Raw genomic sequence first — 20,600 nt, 5'->3', positions numbered from 1 at the left:
TCACGCTCCCTTCGCGGCCTTGAACAGCTCCGCCCGCGGGTCCTCGTCCGCGGTCGCCTCGCGATACGACTCCAGCGCTTCACGCGCCGCGTCGCTGAGGTCCTTCGGCACCGTGACCTCGACGGTGACCAGCAGATCACCCCGGGTGCCGTCCTTGCGCACCGCGCCCTTGCCGCGGGCCCGCATGGTCCGGCCGCCCGGCGTACCGGCCGGCAGCTTCAGGGTGACCGGCGGGCCGCCCAGCGTCGGAACCTTGATCTCGCCGCCGAGCGCCGCCTCCGGGAGGGAGACGGGCACGGTGACGGTCAGGTTGTCCCCCTTGCGGCCGAAGACCGGATGCGCGTCCACATGGACGATGACGTAGAGGTCACCGGCCGGACCGCCGGTCTCGCCCGGGGCGCCCTTGCCGCGCAGCCGGATCCGCTGGCCGTCACTGACGCCCGCGGGGATCCGGACCTGCATGGTGCGGGCGGAACGAGCCCGTCCGCTGCCCTTGCAGGTCTCGCACGGATTCTGTGCGATCAGCCCGCGGCCCCGGCACTCCACGCACGGATCGGTGAGCGAGAAACCGCCCCCGCCGCCGCGGCTGACCTGTCCGGTGCCGACGCAGGTCGGGCAGACCCTGGGGGTGCCGTTCTGGTCGCCGGTGCCGGAACACGCCTTGCACGGGGCCTGGCTGGACATCCGCAGGGGGACCGTGGCCCCCTCCACCGCCTCGGTGAAGCTCAGCGTCACCTCGGACTCGACGTCCTGACCGCGTCTGGGCTGGGTACGGGAGCCGCCGCCGCGGTTGAAGAGGCCGCCGAAGACGTCCCCCAGACCGCCGCCGAAACCACCCGCGCTCCCGCCGCCGCCCTGGGCACCGCCGAAGAGGTCGCCCAGGTCGAAGTTGAAGCTGCCGGTGGAGCCCGGACCGCCGGGACCGGGGCGGAAGCCGCCGTTCCCGAACAGTGCCCGGGCCTCGTCGTACTCCTTGCGCCGCTTGGGATCGCCGAGGATGTCATTGGCCTCGGAGATCTCCTTGAAGCGCTCCTCGGCCTTGGCATCGCCCTTGTTGGCGTCCGGGTGGAACTCGCGCGCGAGCTTCCGGTACGCCTTCTTGATCTCCGCCTCGGTCGCGTCCTTGGGGACGCCGAGAACCTTGTAGTAGTCCTTCTCGACGAAGTCCTTGGTGCTCATCCCCGACGTCCCTCCTCTCCTGCGCTGTCCGTCGTCACCGTCGCGTCAGCCCTCGTCCGGGCCACCGCTCTCCTCGTCCGCGGCCGGAGCCTCGCCCTCGCCGCCCTTGGCGGAGCCGGCGCCCGGCTGGGGCTCGGCGACCGCGACCCGGGCCGGTCGGATCGTACGCTCGCCGATTCGATACCCCGGCTGGAGAATCTGCACGCACGTCGTCTCGGTGACATCCGGTGCGTACGAGTGCATCAACGCCTCGTGCACCAGCGGGTCGAAGGGCTCGCCCTCCTTGCCGAACTGCTGCAGGCCCAGCTTCGCCGCCACCGTCTCCAGCGATTCGGCGACGGACTTGAAGCCGCCGACCAGCTCGCCGTGTTCACGGGCGCGGCCGACGTCGTCGAGCACGGGCAGCAGTTCGGACAGGAGGTTCGCCACGGCGACCTCCTTGACCGTGACCCGGTCCCGCTCGACCCGGCGCCGGTAGTTCTGGTACTCCGCCTGGAGCCGCTGGAGGTCGGCCGTCCGCTCGTTGAGCGCGGTACGGACCTGGTCCAGCTGCGCCTGAATGGCCACCTGTTCGATGTCCCCTGCGGGGGCCGGACCCGCCTTGTCGGCGGACCCGGCGCCCTTCGCCGCGTCGTCAGGGGTCTGCGCGGCTTCGGAGGGGACGTCGGGCTGCTCCTCGAAGCCCGGGGTCTCCTCCGTCACGCGGCACCACCCTGGCCCTTGTCGGCCTTCTCGTCGTCGACGATCTCGGCGTCCACCACGTCGTCGTCGGCCTTGGCCTGGCCCTCGGCGCCCGGCTCACCGGCGGCGGCACCGGCGGCCGCGCCCTCGCCCTGCGCGTACATGGCCTGGCCCAGCTTCTGGCTGACGGCGGCGACCTTCTCGGTGGCGGTGCGGATCTCGGCCGTGTCGTCGCCCTTGAGCTTCTCCTTGAGCTCGGTGAGCGACTCCTCGACCTCGGTCTTCACATCGCCGGGGACCTTGTCCTCGTTGTCCTTGAGGAACTTGTCCGTCTGGTAGACGAGCTGCTCGGCCTGGTTGCGGGTCTCGGCGGCCTCGCGGCGCTTGTGGTCCTCCTCCGCGTACTGCTCGGCCTCGCGCATCATGCGGTCGATGTCGTCCTTCGGCAGCGCGGAGCCACCGGTGACGGTCATCTTCTGCTCCTTGCCGGTGCCCAGGTCCTTCGCGCCGACGTGCATGATGCCGTTGGCGTCGATGTCGAAGGTGACCTCGATCTGCGGGACGCCGCGGGGCGCCGGGGGCAGACCGGTGAGCTCGAACATCCCGAGCTTCTTGTTGTACGCGGCGATCTCGCGCTCGCCCTGGTAGACCTGGATCTGCACGGACGGCTGGTTGTCCTCGGCCGTGGTGAAGATCTCCGAGCGCTTGGTCGGGATCTGGTGTTGCGCTCGATCAGCTTGGTCATGATGCCGCCCTTGGTCTCGATACCGAGGGACAGCGGGGTGACGTCCAGCAGCAGGACGTCCTTGACCTCACCCTTGAGCACACCGGCCTGGAGGGACGCGCCGATGGCGACGACCTCGTCCGGGTTCACACCCTTGTTGGCCTCCTTGCCGCCGGTCAGCTCCTTGACGAGCTCGGCGACGGCGGGCATCCGGGTGGAACCGCCGACCAGGACCACGTGGTCGATCTCGGACAGCGCGATACCGGCGTCCTTGATGACGTTGTGGAACGGGGTCTTGCAGCGCTCCAGCAGGTCGGAGGTGAGCTGCTGGAACTGGGCGCGGGTGAGCTTCTCGTCCAGGTGCAGCGGGCCCTCGGCGGAGGCCGTGATGTAGGGCAGGTTGATGGTGGTCTCGGACGAGCTGGAGAGCTCGATCTTCGCCTTCTCGGCGGCCTCGCGGAGGCGCTGGAGCGCCATCTTGTCCTTGGACAGGTCCACGCCGTGGCCGTTGTTGAACTGCTTGACCAGGTAGTCGACGACGCGCTGGTCCCAGTCGTCACCACCGAGGTGGTTGTCACCGTTGGTGGCCTTGACCTCCACCACGCCGTCGCCGATCTCCAGCAGCGAGACGTCGAAGGTGCCGCCGCCGAGGTCGAAGACCAGGATGGTCTGGTCGTCCTTCTCCAGGCCGTACGCGAGCGCGGCGGCGGTAGGCTCGTTGACGATACGCAGGACGTTGAGGCCCGCGATCTCACCGGCTTCCTTGGTCGCCTGGCGCTCGGCGTCGTTGAAGTACGCCGGGACGGTGATGACCGCGTCAGCGACCTTCTCGCCGAGGTACGACTCCGCATCCCGCTTGAGCTTCTGCAGGATGAAGGCGCTCATCTGCTGCGGGTTGAAGTCCTTGCCATCCAGGTTGACCTTCCAGTCGGTGCCCATGTGGCGCTTGACCGAGCGGATGGTCCGGTCCACGTTGGTGACCGCCTGGCGCTTGGCCACCTCGCCGACCAGCACCTCGCCGTTCTTCGCGAACGCGACGACGGACGGCGTGGTCCTGGCGCCCTCGGCGTTGGTGATGACGGTGGGCTCACCGCCTTCGAGAACACTGACGACGGAGTTCGTCGTACCCAGGTCGATGCCGACCGCACGAGCCATTTCGCAATCCTCCAGCTACCGCTTCGAGTACAGCATTGAGTGCAACAGACTCAAGCGTGCATGATCCGCTGCAGCCTGTCAACAGACCTGAGTCGCACCGACTCAACTTTTATATGACCCTTATGACCAAGGGGGCACACACCCGGACGCGGACCCGGGAACAGCGCCCGGAAAACGGCGCCACGGGGCGCCAGGAGAGGGCACCCTGAGCGACACAGATCACCGGCCGGTCGGCTACATGAGGTAGCACCCAGACGGGTAATGTCGGTCAGGACGAATTAAGTTACTGCTTAGTAAGCACCGCTCTCGCAGGTTCGAGGAGCCCCACATGCAACTCGCCGCGATCATCGTGTCGCTGGTCCTCATCGCGGTCGGCGTTGCCCTGCTAGGCCGCGCCGTCGTGCAGTTCGTGCGTTTCTTCATGCTCGGCGCGCCGGTCCCGGCGGGGCTGCGGACCGACAATCCCTGGCAGCGCTCGGTGACCCTGGTCCGGGAGTTCGTCGGGCACACCCGGATGAACAAGTGGGGCGTCGTCGGCGTCGCCCACTGGTTCGTCGCGGTCGGCTTCCTCAGCCTGCTCCTCACCATCGCCAACGCCTTCGGCCAGCTCTTCCAGGCCGACTGGCTGCTCCCGGTCATCGGTGAGTGGCTGCCGTGGGAGCTGCTGGTCGAGGTGATGGGGACCGGGACCACCCTGGGCATCCTCACCCTCATCGTCATCCGCCAGCTCAACCTGCCGTCGCGGGCCGGGCGCAAGTCCCGTTTCGCGGGCTCGACGAGCTGGCAGGCGTACTTCGTCGAGTACGTCATCCTCATCGTCGGCGTGTGCATCATGACGCTGCGCGGCCTCGAGGGCGCACTGCACCACGTGGAGAGCTACGAGCCGGGGTACCTGTTCTCGTACCCGCTGGTCCTGGCCTTCAAGGGGCTGAGCCTGACCACGCTGCAGAACCTCACCTACTTCGTCGCCATGGTGAAGATCGCCACGTCGTTCATCTGGATGATCACGGTCTCCCTGAACATCGACATGAGCATCGCCTGGCACCGCTTCCTCGCCTTCCCCAACATCTGGTTCAAGCGGAACGCGGACGGCGAGGTCGCCCTCGGCGCGCTGCTGCCGATGACCAGCGAGGGCAAGCCGATCGACTTCGAGGACCCGGGCGAGGACGACCAGTTCGGCGTCTCCCAGATCGAGCACTTCTCCTGGAAGGGCATCCTCGACTTCTCCACCTGCACCGAGTGCGGCCGCTGCCAGTCGCAGTGCCCGGCCTGGAACACCGGTAAGCCGCTCTCCCCCAAGCTGCTGATCATGGCGCTGCGGGACCACTCGCACGCCAAGGCCCCGTATCTGCTCGCGGGCGGCGGCACGTCCATGGAGGGCGAGGAGAAGGCCACCGAGGAGCAGCTCAAGGACGTGCCCGCGGCCGCCCTCGCGGAAGCCGAGCGCCCGCTGATCGGGACGCTGGAGGAGAACGGCGTCATCGACCCCGATGTGCTGTGGTCCTGCACCACCTGCGGCGCCTGTGTCGAGCAGTGCCCGGTGGACATCGAGCATGTCGACCACATCGTCGACATGCGCCGCTACCAGGTGATGATCGAGTCCAGCTTCCCCAGCGAGGCGGGCACGATGCTCAAGAACCTGGAGAAGAAGGGCAACCCCTGGGGCCTGGCCAAGAAGCAGCGGCTGGCATGGACCAAGGAAGTCGACTTCGAGGTGCCGGTCGTCGGCACGGACATCGAGGACCTCACCGAGGTCGAGTACCTCTACTGGGTCGGCTGTGCCGGTGCCCTGGAGGACCGCGCCAAGAAGACCACCAAGGCCTTCGCGGAGCTGCTGCACATCGCGGGCGTCAAGTTCGCGATCATGGGCGGCGACGAGAAGTGCACCGGTGACTCACCGCGCCGTCTGGGCAACGAGTTCCTCTTCCAGCAGCTCGGCGCGGAGAACGTGGCCACGCTGAACGCGGCCTTCGGTGAGTCCCTCGACGAGGACGGCGAGGTGGACGAGTCGACCAAGAAGCCGAAGTCCTCGAAGAAGATCGTCGCGACCTGCCCGCACTGCTTCAACACCATCGCGAACGAGTACCCCCAGCTCGGCGGCGAGTACGAGGTCATCCACCACACCCAGCTCCTCCAGCACCTCGTCGACGAGGGCAAGCTCACCCCCGTCACCCCGGTCGAGGGTCTGATCACCTACCACGACCCCTGCTACCTGGGCCGCCACAACAAGGTCTACACCCCGCCGCGCGAGATCATCGCCAAGGTGCCGGGCCTGCGGAACGAGGAGATGCACCGCCACAAGGAGCGCGGCTTCTGCTGTGGCGCGGGCGGTGCCCGGATGTGGATGGAAGAGCGGATCGGCAAGCGCATCAACAACGAGCGCGTGGACGAGGCGCTGTCGCTCAACCCCGACATCGTCTCGACCGCCTGCCCGTTCTGTCTGGTGATGCTGACCGACTCGGTCAACGGCAAGAAGAACGACGGCAAGGCGAAGGAGTCCGTCCAGGTCGTCGACGTCGCCCAGCTTCTGCTCGACTCGGTGAAGACGCCCGCCGACCCCGAGGGCGACGGCGAGACGGCCGAGGAGCCGGAGCCCGAGCCGGTGAAGTAGGGCCGGGAGCACTCCCGATATCGGACGGGGCCCGTCCGCGCGATGCGCGGGCGGGCCCCGTCCGTCGTATCCGGCCGCCGGTCCCTAGTGCCGCTTGCCGTTCTTCTGCTGGGGCAGCGCCAGTTCGGCCCAGATGACCTTGCCGTCCGGTGTGTAGCGGGTGCCCCAGCGGTCGGCGAACTGCGAGACCAGGAACAGCCCCCGGCCGCCCTCGTCCGTCGTGGCGGCGTAGCGCAGATGCGGTGAAGTACTGCTGGTGTCCGAGACCTCGCAGATCAGACTGCGGTCACAGAGCAGCCGCACCCGGATCGGACCGGTGGCGTAGCGGATCGCGTTGGTGATCAGCTCGCTGAGGATCAGCTCGGTGGTGAACGCGACGTCGCCCAGGTCCCATTCGGCCAGCTTCCGCGCCACCGCCGCCCGTACCTCGGCGACATGCGCCGGGTCGGAGGGCACCTCGCAGTCCGCGATCCGGCCCGGCTCCAGCACCCGGGTGCGCGCCACGATCAGCGCGATGTCATCGCTGGGGCGGTCGGGCAGCAACGCGTCCAGCACCGCCGTACAGGACTCCTCCGGGGTCCGGCCGGGGTGGGAGAGGGCGTCGCTCAGCAGCTCCAGGCCGATGTCGATGTCCCGGTCGCGCTTCTCGATCAACCCATCGGTGTAGAGCACCAGATGGCTGCCCTCCGCCAGCTCCAGCTCGGCGGTCTCGAACGGCAGCCCGCCCAGGCCCAGCGGCGGTCCCGCGGGCAGATCGGGGAACTCCACCGAACCGTCCGGGCTCACCACCGCGGGCGGCGGATGCCCGGCCCGCGCCATCGTGCAGCGGCGGGTCACCGGGTCGTAGATCGCGTACAGACAGGTGGCACCGGTGATCACTTCGGTCCCGGCGTCGGCGCTCTCGGCGCCCGCGCCGCGCTCGTCCTGGTCGATACGGGCGATCAGATCGTCCAGATGCGACAGGATCTCGTCCGGCGGCAGATCCAGCGTCGAGAAATTGTGCACCGCCGTCCGCAACCGACCCATCGTCGCCGCCGCATGCAGACCATGACCCACCACATCCCCCACCACCAGCGCCACCCGCGCACCCGGCAACGGGATCACATCGAACCAGTCGCCGCCGACGCCCGATTCTGCAGGCAGATAGCGGTACGCCACGTCCAGGGCGTCCTGTTCGGGCAGCACCCGGGGCAGCAGACTGCGCTGGAGCGTGACCGCCATGGTGTGCTCGCGGGTGTACCGGCGGGCGTTGTCAATGCTGACGGCGGCGCGGGTGACCAGCTCCTCGGCGAGGGAGACATCGTCCTCCTCGAACGGCTCCGGCTTCTCCGCCCGCATGAAGCTGGCCACGCCCAGCACCACGCCCCGGGCCCGCAGCGGGACCGTGATCATCGAGTGGATACCGAAGTCCACGATCTCCTGGGCGTGCTCGGGGTCCTGCGCCTGCCACCCCCCGAAGTCGCCCAGCACCGGTTCGACCGTCACCGCGCCGGTGCGGAACCCCCTGGCCTGCGGGGCGCCGGCACCGAACTGGATCAGCATCCCGACGGGGTAGAGCGGCACATCGTCGCGGATACCGCTGAGGGCCGTACGCCGCAGGGCGGTGGGCTGCCCCTCGTCGTTCGCCGTGAACGCGTCCGGCACGGTACCGGCGTCCGCCGGTACCGACTGGTGCGGTACGACCACGCCCTGGATCACCCCGGTGCCCCGGGTGGTGCCCGCCGCGTGGACCGTCCCCGCCCCGGCCGTCTCCCCGCCCGGGATCGTTCCTGCGCGGTGGGGCGTGCCGTCGGGGACCGCGCCCGGGACGGGCAGCCCCAGGGCGGGGCCCGTGGCGGTGCTGGTGCCCGTGCTGGTGCCCATGTCGCCGTCCTGCGGCTCCTCGCCGCGCAGCACCGAGTCCGCCAGGTCCACCGAGACGTAGTCGGCGAACCGCGCGACCGCGTACTCCGCCAGCTCCTGGGCGGTGCGCACCACGTCCAGGGTGGTGCCGATGGACACGCCCGCGTCGTACAGCAGCTTCAGCCGCTTGCGCGCGAGGTCGACCTTGCCGGACAGGGCGCGCAGCTCGGTGGTGTCCCGCAGGGTCGCGACGCTGCCGGGCGGGCCGCCGTTGCGGTCGGTGGGCCGGTGGCTGACGGACAGCAGCCGCTCACCGGCGGTGTGCACCTCGTCGGTGGCCGGGCGGCCGGAGGTCAGCAGCGCGGCCGTGTGCGGATCGAAGCCCAGCTCGGCCACCGGACGCCCCTCGGCGTCCGGCGGCAGGTCGAACAGCCGCCGCGCCTCGTCGTTGGCCAGCACCAGACGGCCGTCGCCGCCGACGATCAGCACGCCTTCGCGCACCGCGTGCAGCACCGCGTCATGGTGCTCGTACATCCGCGTCATCTCGGCCGGGTCAAGACCGTGGGTCTGACGCCGCAGCCGCCTGCTGACCAGTGCGGTACCGGCCGTGGCCAGCGCGAGCGCGGCCGCGGCGGCGCCGAAGAGCAGCGGTAGCTGGTGGTCGGCCGCCCCGCTGACCTTCTTGATCGTGATCCCGGCCGAGACCAGGCCGACGACCCTGCCCCGGTCGTCGAAGACGGGCACCACGGACCGCACGGAGAGACCTAGGGTGCCGGTGAAGGTCTCGGTGACCGTCCGGCCCTCCACCGCGGGCCCGATGCTGCCCATGAAGTGCTTCCCGATCCGGTGCGGATTGGGGTGGGTGTAGCGGATGCCGTCCGGCGACATGGCGACGATGAAGTCGACCCCGGAGCCCTCACGGGCCCGCTCGGCGAGCGGCTGGAGCTCACGGGTGGGGTCGGGGCCGCGCATCGCGGCGACGATGCCCGGGGCGCTGGCGAAGCTCTCGGCGACGGCCATCGAGCGGTTGCGCGCCTCGCGCTCGCTGTCGTAGCGGGCCTGGAGGACGAGCGCGACCACGGCGGCGACGACGAGCAGCAGCACGACGCCCACCTGGAGGACGAACACCTGGCCCGCGACCGTGCGCACAGCGCCGAGCGGGCCGCGGCGACGCCGCCGAGGCCCTCCGGGGCCGCGCGGCCCGACGGGGGCGTGCGGGAGCGCCGCTCCCATCCGCCGCTCACCGGGATCGCGCGGATCCCGGTCCCGGGGATCGAGCCGGTCCGGCTGATCCCGATGCTTCCGGCGCTCGGGCCTCACCTGCTCCGAGCGCGGCTCCTCACGCCGATTCCGTGGGCGCCAGTCGGTCATCGTGCGGGCCAACGGAACCCGTGATCGACCGAAAAGTCCGGCCATGTCGTTATTTCTAGCACCCTCGTCTCGCGGCGGGCGAGCGGCATCCGCCGCTGCCGGCCGGCCACTCCCGTCCGACATCGCGACTACACCCCGCCCGCTCCCTCCATCACCACTCTCGCCGCCTCACCGCTAACCCGCGCTCCGTGCGATACGCACATGGCTGCCCCCGCTCGCCCGCTTCCAACATGTACCGATCCTGGCCGTGAAGTATCCCTTCTCACAACAACGTTGCGAATCTCTACAGGATCATGCCCCAACCACCCATTGGTAAATGTCCTGGACAGACCTTGTGCTCCAAAGGTCATCTTTACTGCCAAGCGGATGGATCGGTCCGTGATCCGCCGGAAACAGCACAACTGCCACGTTGGTGTGCTGTAGTTGACGGTTCTACCAGCCCTCGATCCGGGCCCCGACGGGACCCGATCGACCGGCGACCGGCGGTCGACCCGCGGTCGACCGGAGCGCGCGGCGACCGATGGCCCGGCGGGCGCGAGCGGGCGGCCGGAGCAGGTCAGCGGGGCGCCGCACAGCCCGTGGCGGACGCGCGACCCCGCGTCGCCGAGCCGGAGCGGCACAGGGCCCGTACCGACGGCCGCGGCGGTCCGTGGTGCGCCCGCCTTCACGCCACCGGCACAGCACCCGCACACCCCCGGGGGCAACCATCCGCGCCCCCAGGGGGTCACACCGGGCGCCGACGCGCCCGGCCCCGCGCCCACACCCCTTTCGCGTGTCATATATCTGCCAATTCCAGACCCCCCCCCGTCCGCCGGTTCCAGACCCCTTACGCCCCAGCCCCTCCGGGCCCGCCCCGCCGACCTCCGGGAGCTCCTGTGCGCATACGGAACGTCGCCATCGCCACCGCCGTCACGGCCGCGGCGGCCGGAGCCATCGGTATCCCGGTGGTCCACGCCGCCCTCAGCGACGACGGGCGACCGGTGACGAGCCCGTCCGCACAGCGCCCCACCGCCGAGACCCTGCGCGACGACTTCAACGGCGACGGCTACGCGGACCTGGTCACCACCACCCCCGAGGCCCCCGTCGGCGGCGCGGCGGGCGCGGGCCAGGCCGTGGTGGTCTACGGCTCCGCGAACGGCGTCTCCCCCTCCCGCTCCACCACCCTCACCCAGGGCGCGGGCGGCGTCCCCGGCACCGCCGAGGCCGGTGACGCCTTCGGCGCCCGGGTCACCGGCGGCGACCTCGACGGCGACGGCTACGACGACCTCGTCGTCGCCGCGACGGGTGAGAGGGCGGACGACGGCGGCGACGGCTCGGATTCCGTCACGGGCTCCGTCACGGTGGTCTGGGGCGGTGCGCACGGCCTCACCGGCGGCACCGCCGTACCCACCAGGGCGGTGCCCGGCGGGCACCCCTTCGGCAGGGACATCGCCGTGGCCGACCTCGACGGCGACGGGGGCGAGAACCTGGTGGTGCTCGGCGGCGCCGGCCTGTGGACGTACGACGACGGCTTCACCCGCGCCCGCCCCGCCGCCGCCACGCTCGTCACCGACGGTCTCGCCGAGGAGCCCGCCGGTCTGGCCACCGGTGACTTCACCGGCTCGGGCAGCAGCGGTGTCGTCGTCTACGGCGAACAGGACGCGGACGAGGCGAGCCCCGCCTGGGCGGCCGTCTACACCGGCGGCCCGGACGGCGTCGCCCACCAGCGCCGGCTCACCGACGGCACCTCGGCCGTCCCGGAGACGGCCGCGGTCGGCGACCTCGACAAGGACGGCTTCGCCGACCTGGTCACCGGGGCGGGCACCACCTGCTGCCCGGACTCCGTGGACGACCCGTCCGCCTCCGGGGGCCAGATCACCGTCTACTACGGCACCGAGGACGGCCTGGGCGCCGGACGCCGCCGTGCACTCCTCCACCAGGACACCCCGGGCGTGCCCGGGGCGAGCGAGTGGGTGGACCACTTCGGCGCCGCCGTCTCCGTCGGCGACGCGGATGCCGACGGCTATGCGGACGTGGCCGTCGGCGTCCCCGGCGAGGAGATCGGCGGCCGGGCCGCCACCGGCTCCGTCGTCCTCCTCAAGGGCAGCGCGAGGGGCCTGACCGGCACCGGCGCCCAGATCGTCCACCAGGACACGGCGGGTGTCCCGGGCACCGGTGAGCGCAAGGACCACTTCGGCTCCGCCGTCCGCCTCGCCGACACCGACGCCGACGGCAGCTCGGACCTCGCCGCGAGCGCCGCCGGCGAGGACGTCACGGCCCGCGCCACCGCCGACGGCGCCGCCTGGGTCCTCCGAGGCTCCGCCTCGGGCCTCACCACCAAGGCGGCGACCTCCTTCAGCGCCCCGAAACTCGGCCTCCCCTACCGCGACGCGGCCTTCGCCTCGGTCCTCAACCACTGAGCCCGGCGGCGGGGCCCGGCGGGCGCCCACCCCGGCGCGGGGCGCGGACCAAGCGGCACCAGCGGCGCGGCCCTCGGGTGCGAGGCGCGCGGGACGGCCCGTCCGGGGCCGCCGCCGCACGCCCACGGGCCGTCCGCCGCCCGCGCAAGGCGTCACGGCAACGAGCGGACGAGGTACTTCGGTGCGGTGACACCTGCGGTGACACCGCACCGCGCCGAGTCCCGCCGAGGGCGGCTCCGACGCCGCCCGGTCGGACATCGGGCTTCCGCCGGGGCCGGGCGCGGCCCCGGCGCGCGGTGAGCCCCGGGGCGACGGGCACGGCCCGCGGCGGCGTGGGCGCCCGCCGGGGCCCCGTCCGCGTCGGTGTGGGCGGGTCTGCCGGGTGCCGTCCCGGTATCGCACCGGTAACGAATCGACCCCGTCCATTGGACAGGCCCCCACCCGATGGGTTGAGGTGGCTCGATGACGCCTGCGCCTCCCCCCACCGCACCACCGCCAGGACGCGTCCCGGGATCCCCGTACCGCACCTCCGCCGGAGCCGCCTGCGCGGCCGCGCTCGCGCTGCTGCTGACCGCCTGCGGGCTCGGCGGCGGCGACGAGGACTCCCCGGCCCCCTCCGACGCCGCGGCGGGAGGCGTCATCACCCCCAGCGCCTCCGCCCCCGTCCCGCACGGCAAGGGCAGCCGGCTGCCGGACGACCTCAACGGCGACGGCTACCCGGACCTCCAGCTCCCCGTCCCCTCCCGCAAGGAGGGCCTGCCGACCCGTACCGGCTTCGTCTACGGCTCCGCGAAGGGGCTGAACCCCGCCACCCGCACCGTCCTGCGGCGCCAGGACCTCGGGCTGCCCGCCGCAGACGTCACCGTCGCGGGCGCGAGCGAGGTCACCACGGCCGACTTCGACGGCGACGGCTACGCGGACGTGACCACGGCCGCGGGCGAACGGCTCAGCAAGCGCGAGGCCGAGCGCACCGGCGCCACCGTCCGGATCGTCCCCTACATCTCCTGGGGCTCGGCGGGCGGACCGCGCAAGACCCGGGCCGCCGCCCGCGTCCAGCTCACCGGCCCCGAGGACGGCGTGGACACCCAGCGCCCGACCGTGGGCGACTTCAACGGCGACGGCCACCACGACCTGGCACTGATCCGCGCCGACCGCCGCTCCCTGCTGGTGATGTACGGGCCGTTCAACAGGGCGGGCAAGGCCGCGAAGACCGTGCCGTACGCCAGCCCCCTGGACGACCACGGCCGGCGCGGCGAGATCGGCGAGCTCATCGCCGACGACATCGATGGCGACCGGCCCACCGACCTGGTCGTGCACGCGCTCAACGACGAGGAGCAGTCCGGCTCCACCCTCATGGCCGCGGGCCCCCGCGGCCTGCGCCCCACCGGGCTCGCGCTGCGCGAGGGCAACTCCGTGACCTTCGGCGACTTCGACGGCGACGGCAAGCGGGACGTCGCCGTCGGCGACAGCGGCAGCCGCAACGACGAACCCGGCAACGAGACCGAACGGCCGGACGTCGGCGAGACGGTCAGCGTCTATCCGCACGCGGCGAGCCGGACCGGGAACCACACCCCGCACTCGATCAAGGTGCCGAAGATGTCCGGCGTCCTGGCGTCCGCCGACACCAACGGCGACAAGATCGACGAGCTGGCCGTCTCGCTCGGCGCGGGCGGCGTGGAGCTGTTGACCCTGCGCCGCGAGTCCCCGGGCACGGTCACCGACCGCCGCACGCTGACCCGCGCCGCCCCGGCCCGGCTGGAGGGCAAGAAGGTCCGCAAGGGCGAGCGCGCGGCCCGGCTCTACCGGGTCACCGACTTCGACCACGACGGGAAGGACGAGGTGGTCCTCGCCTGGGGCCGCGGCATCACCTTCTCGCTCTACGGCGAACACCCCGAACGCTGGTGGATCACGGACGGCCGGAAGGACCTGACGGCGTTCACCAGCGATCCGTACGCGGACGACGACTGACACCGTTTGCCACCACCAGGTGGTGGCAACTCCACCGCCCGGCAGGGGGACAGCCCCTCCGGGTCCCCCTAAGGGATGTCACAGGTCGGCCGCAATGCCCCGGCTGTCCCACCACTCCGGCACTGTGCCCCGAACGACCGGGTACGTTCGAATGGTGGCTGGATTCAGGATCGGACGCGGACGGGACTCCCACTCCGCGCGACAAGGGCAGCAGCAGCGACCGCAGCAGCCGCCGTACGGGCAGCAGGACCCGTACGGCCAGCAGCAGCCGCAGTGGCAGCAGCCCTCTACACAGGGAGAGCCGGAGTACTTCGGCGGCGACCAGGACCCGTACTACGGTCCCGGTCCCGGCCCCGGACACGGGCCGGACCACGGCCCCAGAGGCTACGGCCCGGGGCCGGGCGGCCAGGGGCCGTACGGACCGGGGCAGGGGCACGGTTCCGCGCCCGGGGGCTCGTACGCCGACAACAACTCGGGCCATACACAGGCGTTCAGCGTGGGCGAGGCACCCGATGCCTATGACCCGTCGTACGACGACGGGTACGCCAACACCTACCGCGCCGGCTCCTCCACCGCGCCGCCCGCGGGCCCCCGTCTGCACTGGAAGGAACTGCTGAGCGGCATCGTGCTGCGCCCGGCGGCCACCTTCTACCAGATGCGTGACTACCCGGTCTGGGGCCCGGCGCTCGTCGTGACCTTCGTCTACGGCCTGCTGGCGGTGTTCGGTTTCGGAAAGGCCCGCGAGGACGTCCTCAACGCCTCGGTGTCCAACAGCATCCCGTGGGTGGTGTGCACGGGCATCGCGATGGTGCTCAGCGGTCTGGTGCTGGGCGCGGTGACGCACACCCTCGCCCGGCAGCTCGGCGGCGACGGGGCCTGGGCGCCCACCATCGGCCTGTCGATGCTGATCATGTCGCTCACGGACGCGCCGCGGCTGCTGTTCGCGCTCTTCCTGGGCGGTGACAGCTCGCTGGTGAAGGTGCTGGGCTGGGCGACCTGCCTGGCGGCGGGCGCGCTCTTCACCTCGATGGTGAGCAAGTCGCACGACCTGCCGTGGCCGAAGGCGCTGGGCGCGTCGGCGATCCAGCTCGTCGCGCTGCTGAGCCTGCTGAAGCTGGGCACGCTGTAGCCGTCACGCGGCGGCGGAAACGATTGAGGGGCCCGCACCAGCGGGCCCCGCACCCCTCACATCCACGTCCACGCCTGGGCCTTACGCCGCTCAGGCGTCGAGCACCTGTCCCGTGCGCCGCACGATCGGCGGTTCGACCGACCACGGGAAGTTGATCCACTCGTCGGTGCGCTTCCAGACGTACTCGCACTTCACCAGTGACTGCGACTTCTCGTAGATCACGGCACTGCGCACCTCGGCGACCGTGCCGAGGCAGAAGTCCCGCACCAGCTTCAGCGTCTTGCCGGTGTCCGCGACATCGTCCGCGATCAGCACCTTCTTGTCGGAGAAGTCGATCACGTTGGGGACCGGGGCCAGCATGACCGGCATCTCGAGGGTGGTGCCGACGCCGGTGTAGAACTCCACGTTGACCAGGTGGATGTTCTTGCAGTCCAGCGCGTACGCCAGCCCGCCCGCGACGAAGACGCCGCCCCGGGCTATGGAGAGCACGACGTCCGGCTCGTAGCCGTCGTCCGCGATCGTCTGCGCGAGCTCCCGGACGGCGGTGCCGAACCGCTCGTAGGTGAGGTTCTCCCGCTTCTCGCTCCCGCTCACGCTGTCACTCACCCCGGTCACACCTGCGTCCTGTGGAAGTTCTGGAACGACCGCGAGGGGGTCGGGCCGCGCTGCCCCTGGTAGCGGGAGCCGTAACGCGCCGAGCCGTAGGGGTGCTCGGCGGGCGAGGTCAGCCGGAACATGCACAGCTGCCCGATCTTCATCCCCGGCCACAGCATGATCGGCAGCGTCGCGACGTTCGACAGCTCGAGCGTCACATGCCCCGAGAAGCCCGGGTCGATGAACCCGGCTGTGGAGTGCGTCAGCAGCCCCAGCCGCCCCAGGCTCGATTTTCCCTCCAGCCGGGAGGCGATGTCATCCGGAAGGCTGACGACCTCAAGGGTCGACGCCAGGACGAACTCCCCGGGGTGCAGGATGAACGCGTCGTCGCCCTCGGGCTCCACCAGCCGCGTCAGATCGGGCTGCTCCACCGCCGGGTCGATATGCGGGTAGCGGTGGTTCTCGAACACCCGGAAGAACCGGTCCAGCCTGACGTCAATACTCGAGGGCTGCACCATCGTCGGGTCATACGGATCGATCCGCACCCGCCCGGCGTCGATCTCGGTCCGGATGTCCTTGTCTGAGAGAAGCACGCAATGAGGATACGCAAAACGGAATGACCCCTCATGGCCAGCCCCCGACCCCGGACCAGCCGCGACGACCGGAACGTCCGCCCCGCCGCCGGGTACCGGGTACGGCGGAGGGCCCGGCCCCAGTGGACCGGGCCCTCGCCCCCGAGCTCATCGGTTACCGCTTCTGGTGCCCCACGGGCACCGCATGCCGCAGCCGCGCACAACGCGGACACCGCAGCAGCCGCCCGGGTCCGATCCGGTCGGCGGTGAGGTGCTGCATCGGGAACGAGGCGGTGCTGAACACATGTCCTTCAGCACAACGGACGACGGTGCGCTCCATTGAGTCCCTTCCCCAAGAATGTGGACGACGTGGACGACAAAAGCCACATTAGGGGATCAACCGCCTGCCGCTCCACGCGGCACTCCGCGCCCCCACCGTACGCCCCAACTCCCGCACCCCAACAGCCGCTTCTCCCCCTCCCAAACCACCCCGAACAGCAAGAAGACCCCACGACAAATGCGCCGGGGGTCAGCCATGGGGTACAGTGAGCGACGATGCGGCGCCAGCCAATCGGGCGCCCTCGCGGGTGTAGTTTAATGGTAGAACATGAGCTTCCCAAGCTCAGAGCGCGGGTTCGATTCCCGTCACCCGCTCCACGACTAAGGCCCAGGTCAGCGACCCGGGCCTTGTTTGTTATCTAGACCTCTCTACGCCTCCCGTGCCCGTTGCGTGCCAGATCAGGCGCCGGGCATGCCGGCCGGTCCCCTCGCGTCGGCGTTCGCTCCCTGGTGCGCTCGGCTGTGTGATCAGCGCCGCCGAGAGACCACATCAGCCATGCTGAATTCATGAGCAGGTGTGCAGCGGCGAAGCCGTACGTACTGCCGGAGTCACTCGCCGAGTTGGACGGGCCGACAACCGGTGGCGTCACGCTGCTGCGCCACATCGACTGGGGACCGCCCTACATTTGCGACCTGGCCGACGAGGCAGACTTCCGGCTGATGTACGAGCGTGTCATCCGCCAGGCCCAGACTCGTGACGACCTCGACGCGTATCTGAACGCGACATCGCTGCGACAGGTGTGGTGTGGCCTGTTCCTCCCTGTCGTAGTCAAGATCGCTTGAGAATCCCGATTCCCTGAGCTTCATGAATACGGCACGACGGCAGCCGCGGCTGGTGGGCGAACTGCGCCCGTTGGCTGATCCTCCACGGTCTGGCCGCGCTGAGAACAGTCACTGGCAAGATCCGGACGTCGGCGGAGGACAGCCGCTGGCAACGTCGACGGCGCTCAGCAGCCCGCCGAGTGAACTTGAGCGGACGAGCGCATCTCCATGCGCACGAGCAGGACGAACACGTACCGTAGGGCGCACAGCGGACTTGCCGATCCTCACTGGAGACCGCGATGACCACGCAGCCCGAACATCCGATGCACGACATCGCCGACAGTGATCCGGAAACTCACCGCATCGCCCAGCCGGCGAGCACGCCTGAGGAACTGCGCGCTGCTCTTGCACTGATCGCCCCGGACGCACTGCCGACATTTGATGCCGAGCGCGCCGCGGCACTACGGCAGTCCCGAGAGCAGGTGAGCGCGGCACCCATGCGTCGCTTCGTCGGGCAGTGGGCCGTCTACGTAGCCGTCGAGCGCCACCCGGACCGGGCCGCCCGCCTGCGGGCGCTGGAAGCCCGTGCGGCCGAGACCGACGATATCCACGAGGCTCGCGAACTTGCAGCGGAGATCGGTCGCATCCTTGACAAAGCATGCACTGAAGCCGGCATCGACCAGGAGCAGGGAGCGGCGTGAGCGACCGGGACCCATGGCGTTGGGAATATGACCCGGACGCCGAGCACGTGGTGTCGGGTCTGCCTCCGCAGGTGGTTGCCGAGGTTGAACGCCTCGCGGGAGAGATGGTTGCACTGGCCGAGGTCGGCGTTGACGTCACGGATCTCGGTCAAGGACCGCGACGGGGCGTGCCGGGCGGGGTGCGGCGCATCCCCCTGCTCGTCGACGGCTGGTTCTACGCGCTGCCCCTCCCCCGTCTGCACCTCATCGCGATCACGCGAGTGATCCCCCCGTTCTCCGCTCTTTAGCGGGTGAACAGATCTCGCTATCACGGGACTGGACCCTGGAGCGGATTCGTCGGCAGTGCGCCGGGTTCCGCACCAGAAGCGCACCAGATAGCGCGGTAAACAGCGGTCAATGACGGATGCTGCGGCAAGCACGACAGCTTGCCGTCAGTGCTCGTTTGCGCTGGTCAGCGACCTGATCCGTGTCGACTACCCGGTGATTCCCAAGCTCAGAGCGCGGGTTCGATTCCCGTCACCCGCTCCACGACGAAGGCCCAGGTCACAGACCCGGGCCTTGTTTGTTGTCTAGACCGCGCTCAGCGTCGCGTGCCCGATTCGCCATCACTTGCCGAGTCCTCGGCGACGTCCTAGGTCGAGCGCTATCGTGACAGCAGAGACGGCCGACAGGGAGAGTCACGATGACTGCCGCCCATGACTACAGCGATCTACACGACATCATCGAGCGACTTGAACCTGAGCAAGTCGAAGAGCTGCGTCGGCACGCCCTGCGACTGGTGAAGACACCTCCGCCGAGCCGCTTCCGCGTCCTACGCAGCTTCGACGGACCGTCTGACGATCTTGGAGCCCGCGCCAAGAACATCGCTCGCGAGGAGCTCGGCGAGGCCGATGCTGATCGTTGACACGGGCCCCATCGTCTCCCTGCTGAACCGGAACGATCCCGACCACAAGAGCTGTGCCGAGCTGCTGGAGTCCCACGACGGTGAGCTACTGATCACGCCGTACGTACTCACCGAAGCCTGTTACCTGCTCGCCAAGTACGTGAGTCCCGACGCAGAGATCAATCTCATCGAAGCCGTTGCCGCAAAGGACCTCGTCCAGGTATCCACCGAGCGAGACGACCTTTCCCGCATGGCCGAACTCATGCGGGAGTACCGCGGATTCCCTCTTGGCGTTGCCGATGCCTCAGTGGTCGCCCTCGCAGAGCGCCTCAAGGCTCCCAGCGTCGCCACACTTGATCACCGCCACTTCCGTGCCATCAAGCCGCTCCACGTGCCAGCGCTGACACTCCTGCCGTGAGGCCACGGCGTGCCAGATGCGTGCCAGAACAGTCGGAGAACCGCAGTCAACAGCGGTCACCCGGGTGCCGACGTCGAAGTCGCCCGCGAAGGGGTTTCCCAGGCCACGGCCGTGGGACCGCCCGAGAGCTACGGTGATTCCCAAGCAGAGCGTGGGTTCGATTCCCGTCACCCGCTCCACGGCTGAGGCCCAGGTCAGCGACCCGGGCCTTCTGTGTTTTCACAGACACGACTGTCCGCGACCGATCCCCGACGCAGACGCATACTGGAGTATGCTGGCCTCATGTCCGCCACAACACGCATCACCGTCACCCTACCCACCGAGCAGGTCGCCGAGTTGAGGAAGCTCACGGACAACGTGTCTGGCTACGTGGCTGAAGCAGTAGCCCGGCAGATCCGGCACCAGCTCCTCGGCGACGATCTGCGACGCCACCAGGAGGAGCAGGGCGCCTTCACGGACGAAGAGCTGGCCGATGCCCGCGCCAAGATCTTCGGCCCCGCTGTGGGTACCGACCAGACGGACGCCGCGTGAGCACGCACCTTGAGACCGTCGTCCTGGACTCCCAGGGACTGTCCGCCTGGATTGCCCAGGACCGCAAAATCCTCGCGATGTTCCAGGTGTTCCACGAGATGGGAGCTGATCTCGTCGTCAGCGCCAACACCATCGTCGAAGTCAGCCATTCGCGAGTGAACCTCCCACGCCTGAACTGGGCCCTCTCACGGGTCAAGGTGGAACCTGTCACCGAACAGGCGGCCAAGGCTGCCGCCGAACTACTCAAGTCAGCGGGACTGCACGGGCACAAATACGCGATCGACGCCACCGTGGCTGAGGCAGCACTGCGCCAGCCGCCACCCGTCGCCGTACTCACCTCCGACACCGACGACATGGCCAGGCTCTGCAATGACCGCGTGCGATTGATTGGCCTATGAAACAGGCCTCTTAAGGGCAGGCAGATGCGCGGTGGACGACGCACCAGCTACGCGTCCCTCCCGCTCCTACGGGCTTCCCGGTCGAGCGCTGCGGCACGGGTGAGTCGGCGGGCGTGGAGAGACGCCCGCAAGGAACCGGGCGGTCCAGACGGTGAGCCGATGACGAGCGCCGCAACGGACTTGGCTTCAGCGCGAGGCGCCCGCCCGGAGCCCGCTGGCTAGCGCGTGTCTCTTTGATGGGTTGGTGAGTTGATCGGATGTGCCTGTCCGATTAGTGATCACCGATGCGATGTGGGACCGGATCGAGCCGCTGATGCCGGCGGATCCGGTCCGCGGGCGGCGA

16 protein-coding genes, 1 tRNA gene and 1 pseudogene are annotated in these 20,600 nt (G+C 69.9%); 12 read left to right on the top strand and 6 right to left on the bottom strand.

Features of this window, described 5'->3' with window-relative positions; genetic code table 11:
* From dnaJ to dnaK, 3 genes and pseudogenes are all read right to left on the bottom strand, one after another.
* Positions 1–1,179 (bottom strand): molecular chaperone DnaJ, encoded by a 1,179-nt coding sequence (gene dnaJ, locus NMK44_RS19200; protein ID WP_254744711.1) that lies wholly within the window; start codon positions 1,177–1,179, stop codon positions 1–3.
* 45 nt (positions 1,180–1,224) lie between these two features.
* Entirely contained in the window at positions 1,225–1,881 is a 657-nt protein-coding gene (gene grpE, locus NMK44_RS19195) for a nucleotide exchange factor GrpE (protein WP_254744709.1), read from the bottom strand.
* Positions 1,878–3,739, bottom strand: a pseudogene (gene dnaK, locus NMK44_RS19190) (molecular chaperone DnaK). The gene grpE and the pseudogene dnaK overlap by 4 nt, the downstream one beginning before the upstream one ends.
* A 328-nt stretch (positions 3,740–4,067) precedes the next feature.
* Here dnaK and NMK44_RS19185 point away from each other — a divergent pair.
* Positions 4,068–6,350 (top strand): (Fe-S)-binding protein, encoded by a 2,283-nt coding sequence (locus NMK44_RS19185; RefSeq protein ID WP_254744708.1) that lies wholly within the window; start codon positions 4,068–4,070, stop codon positions 6,348–6,350.
* A gap of 84 nt (positions 6,351–6,434) precedes the next feature.
* Here the strand turns inward: NMK44_RS19185 and NMK44_RS19180 are convergent, their stop codons facing one another.
* Positions 6,435–9,425, bottom strand: coding sequence for a SpoIIE family protein phosphatase (locus tag NMK44_RS19180; protein ID WP_374215301.1), 2,991 nt, complete (start codon positions 9,423–9,425; stop codon positions 6,435–6,437).
* A gap of 1,013 nt (positions 9,426–10,438) precedes the next feature.
* On the opposite strand from NMK44_RS19180, the gene NMK44_RS19175 reads away from it, so the two are divergent.
* The 3 genes from NMK44_RS19175 (at position 10,439) to NMK44_RS19165 (ending at position 15,059) form a co-directional block, all read left to right on the top strand.
* A complete protein-coding gene (locus tag NMK44_RS19175; protein ID WP_254744704.1) occupies positions 10,439–11,962 on the top strand; it encodes an FG-GAP repeat protein in 1,524 nt (507 codons plus the stop codon).
* A gap of 462 nt (positions 11,963–12,424) precedes the next feature.
* Positions 12,425–13,930, top strand: coding sequence for an FG-GAP and VCBS repeat-containing protein (locus tag NMK44_RS19170; protein WP_254744703.1), 1,506 nt, complete (start codon positions 12,425–12,427; stop codon positions 13,928–13,930).
* Between the two features lie 151 nt (positions 13,931–14,081).
* Positions 14,082–15,059 carry a Yip1 family protein gene (locus NMK44_RS19165; RefSeq protein WP_254744701.1) on the top strand — a complete coding sequence of 326 codons (978 nt, stop codon included), beginning with the start codon at positions 14,082–14,084 and terminating at the stop codon, positions 15,057–15,059.
* Positions 15,060–15,149: 90 nt separating this feature from the next.
* Here the strand turns inward: NMK44_RS19165 and NMK44_RS19160 are convergent, their stop codons facing one another.
* Both NMK44_RS19160 and dcd read right to left on the bottom strand, forming a co-directional pair.
* Positions 15,150–15,665, bottom strand: a complete 516-nt coding sequence (locus NMK44_RS19160) for a phosphoribosyltransferase (protein ID WP_254744699.1) — start codon at positions 15,663–15,665, stop codon at positions 15,150–15,152.
* A 5-nt stretch (positions 15,666–15,670) separates the two neighbouring features.
* The gene (dcd, locus tag NMK44_RS19155) at positions 15,671–16,246 is read right to left on the bottom strand and encodes a dCTP deaminase (RefSeq protein WP_254744697.1); all 576 of its coding nucleotides are present in this window, start codon (positions 16,244–16,246) and stop codon (positions 15,671–15,673) included.
* A gap of 562 nt (positions 16,247–16,808) precedes the next feature.
* Here dcd and NMK44_RS19150 point away from each other — a divergent pair.
* The 8 genes from NMK44_RS19150 (at position 16,809) to NMK44_RS19115 (ending at position 20,257) form a co-directional block, all read left to right on the top strand.
* Positions 16,809–16,882 (top strand) — tRNA-Gly (locus NMK44_RS19150).
* A gap of 189 nt (positions 16,883–17,071) precedes the next feature.
* Complete coding sequence (locus tag NMK44_RS19145) at positions 17,072–17,347, top strand: hypothetical protein (RefSeq protein WP_254744696.1); 276 nt, start codon at positions 17,072–17,074, stop codon at positions 17,345–17,347.
* A 278-nt stretch (positions 17,348–17,625) separates the two neighbouring features.
* A complete protein-coding gene (locus tag NMK44_RS19140) occupies positions 17,626–18,027 on the top strand; it encodes a DUF6247 family protein (protein ID WP_254744694.1) in 402 nt (133 codons plus the stop codon).
* On the top strand, positions 18,024–18,314 hold the full coding sequence (locus NMK44_RS19135) for a hypothetical protein (RefSeq protein WP_254744692.1): 291 nt from the start codon (positions 18,024–18,026) through the stop codon (positions 18,312–18,314). The genes NMK44_RS19140 and NMK44_RS19135 overlap by 4 nt, the downstream gene beginning before the upstream one ends.
* A 395-nt stretch (positions 18,315–18,709) precedes the next feature.
* Entirely contained in the window at positions 18,710–18,931 is a 222-nt protein-coding gene (locus NMK44_RS19130) for a hypothetical protein (protein WP_254744690.1), read from the top strand.
* Complete coding sequence (locus NMK44_RS19125; RefSeq protein WP_254744688.1) at positions 18,918–19,328, top strand: type II toxin-antitoxin system VapC family toxin; 411 nt, start codon at positions 18,918–18,920, stop codon at positions 19,326–19,328. Before NMK44_RS19130 ends, NMK44_RS19125 begins: the two co-directional genes overlap by 14 nt.
* Positions 19,329–19,610: 282 nt before the next feature.
* Complete coding sequence (locus NMK44_RS19120) at positions 19,611–19,859, top strand: type II toxin-antitoxin system CcdA family antitoxin (RefSeq protein ID WP_254744686.1); 249 nt, start codon at positions 19,611–19,613, stop codon at positions 19,857–19,859.
* On the top strand, positions 19,856–20,257 hold the full coding sequence (locus tag NMK44_RS19115; protein WP_254744684.1) for a PIN domain-containing protein: 402 nt from the start codon (positions 19,856–19,858) through the stop codon (positions 20,255–20,257). The genes NMK44_RS19120 and NMK44_RS19115 overlap by 4 nt, the downstream gene beginning before the upstream one ends.
* The last annotated feature ends 343 nt before the right edge of the window (positions 20,258–20,600 follow it).

Source organism: Streptomyces cucumeris, assembly GCF_024295805.1.
Taxonomy (GTDB): Bacteria; Actinomycetota; Actinomycetes; order Streptomycetales; family Streptomycetaceae; genus Streptomyces; species Streptomyces cucumeris.
This window is presented reverse-complemented; position numbering and strand designations above follow the sequence as displayed.

Coding starts and splice junctions, on each gene's coding strand:
- dnaJ (WP_254744711.1), bottom strand. CDS start 1,179: ATGAGCACCAAGGACTTCGTCGAGAAGGACTACTACAAGGTTCTCGGC.
- NMK44_RS19185 (WP_254744708.1), top strand. CDS start 4,068: ATGCAACTCGCCGCGATCATCGTGTCGCTGGTCCTCATCGCGGTCGGC.
- NMK44_RS19180 (WP_374215301.1), bottom strand. CDS start 9,425: ATGGGAGCGGCGCTCCCGCACGCCCCCGTCGGGCCGCGCGGCCCCGGA.
- NMK44_RS19170 (WP_254744703.1), top strand. CDS start 12,425: ATGACGCCTGCGCCTCCCCCCACCGCACCACCGCCAGGACGCGTCCCG.
- NMK44_RS19165 (WP_254744701.1), top strand. CDS start 14,082: ATGGTGGCTGGATTCAGGATCGGACGCGGACGGGACTCCCACTCCGCG.
- NMK44_RS19145 (WP_254744696.1), top strand. CDS start 17,072: ATGAGCAGGTGTGCAGCGGCGAAGCCGTACGTACTGCCGGAGTCACTC.
- NMK44_RS19140 (WP_254744694.1), top strand. CDS start 17,626: ATGACCACGCAGCCCGAACATCCGATGCACGACATCGCCGACAGTGAT.
- NMK44_RS19130 (WP_254744690.1), top strand. CDS start 18,710: ATGACTGCCGCCCATGACTACAGCGATCTACACGACATCATCGAGCGA.
- NMK44_RS19125 (WP_254744688.1), top strand. CDS start 18,918: ATGCTGATCGTTGACACGGGCCCCATCGTCTCCCTGCTGAACCGGAAC.
- NMK44_RS19120 (WP_254744686.1), top strand. CDS start 19,611: ATGTCCGCCACAACACGCATCACCGTCACCCTACCCACCGAGCAGGTC.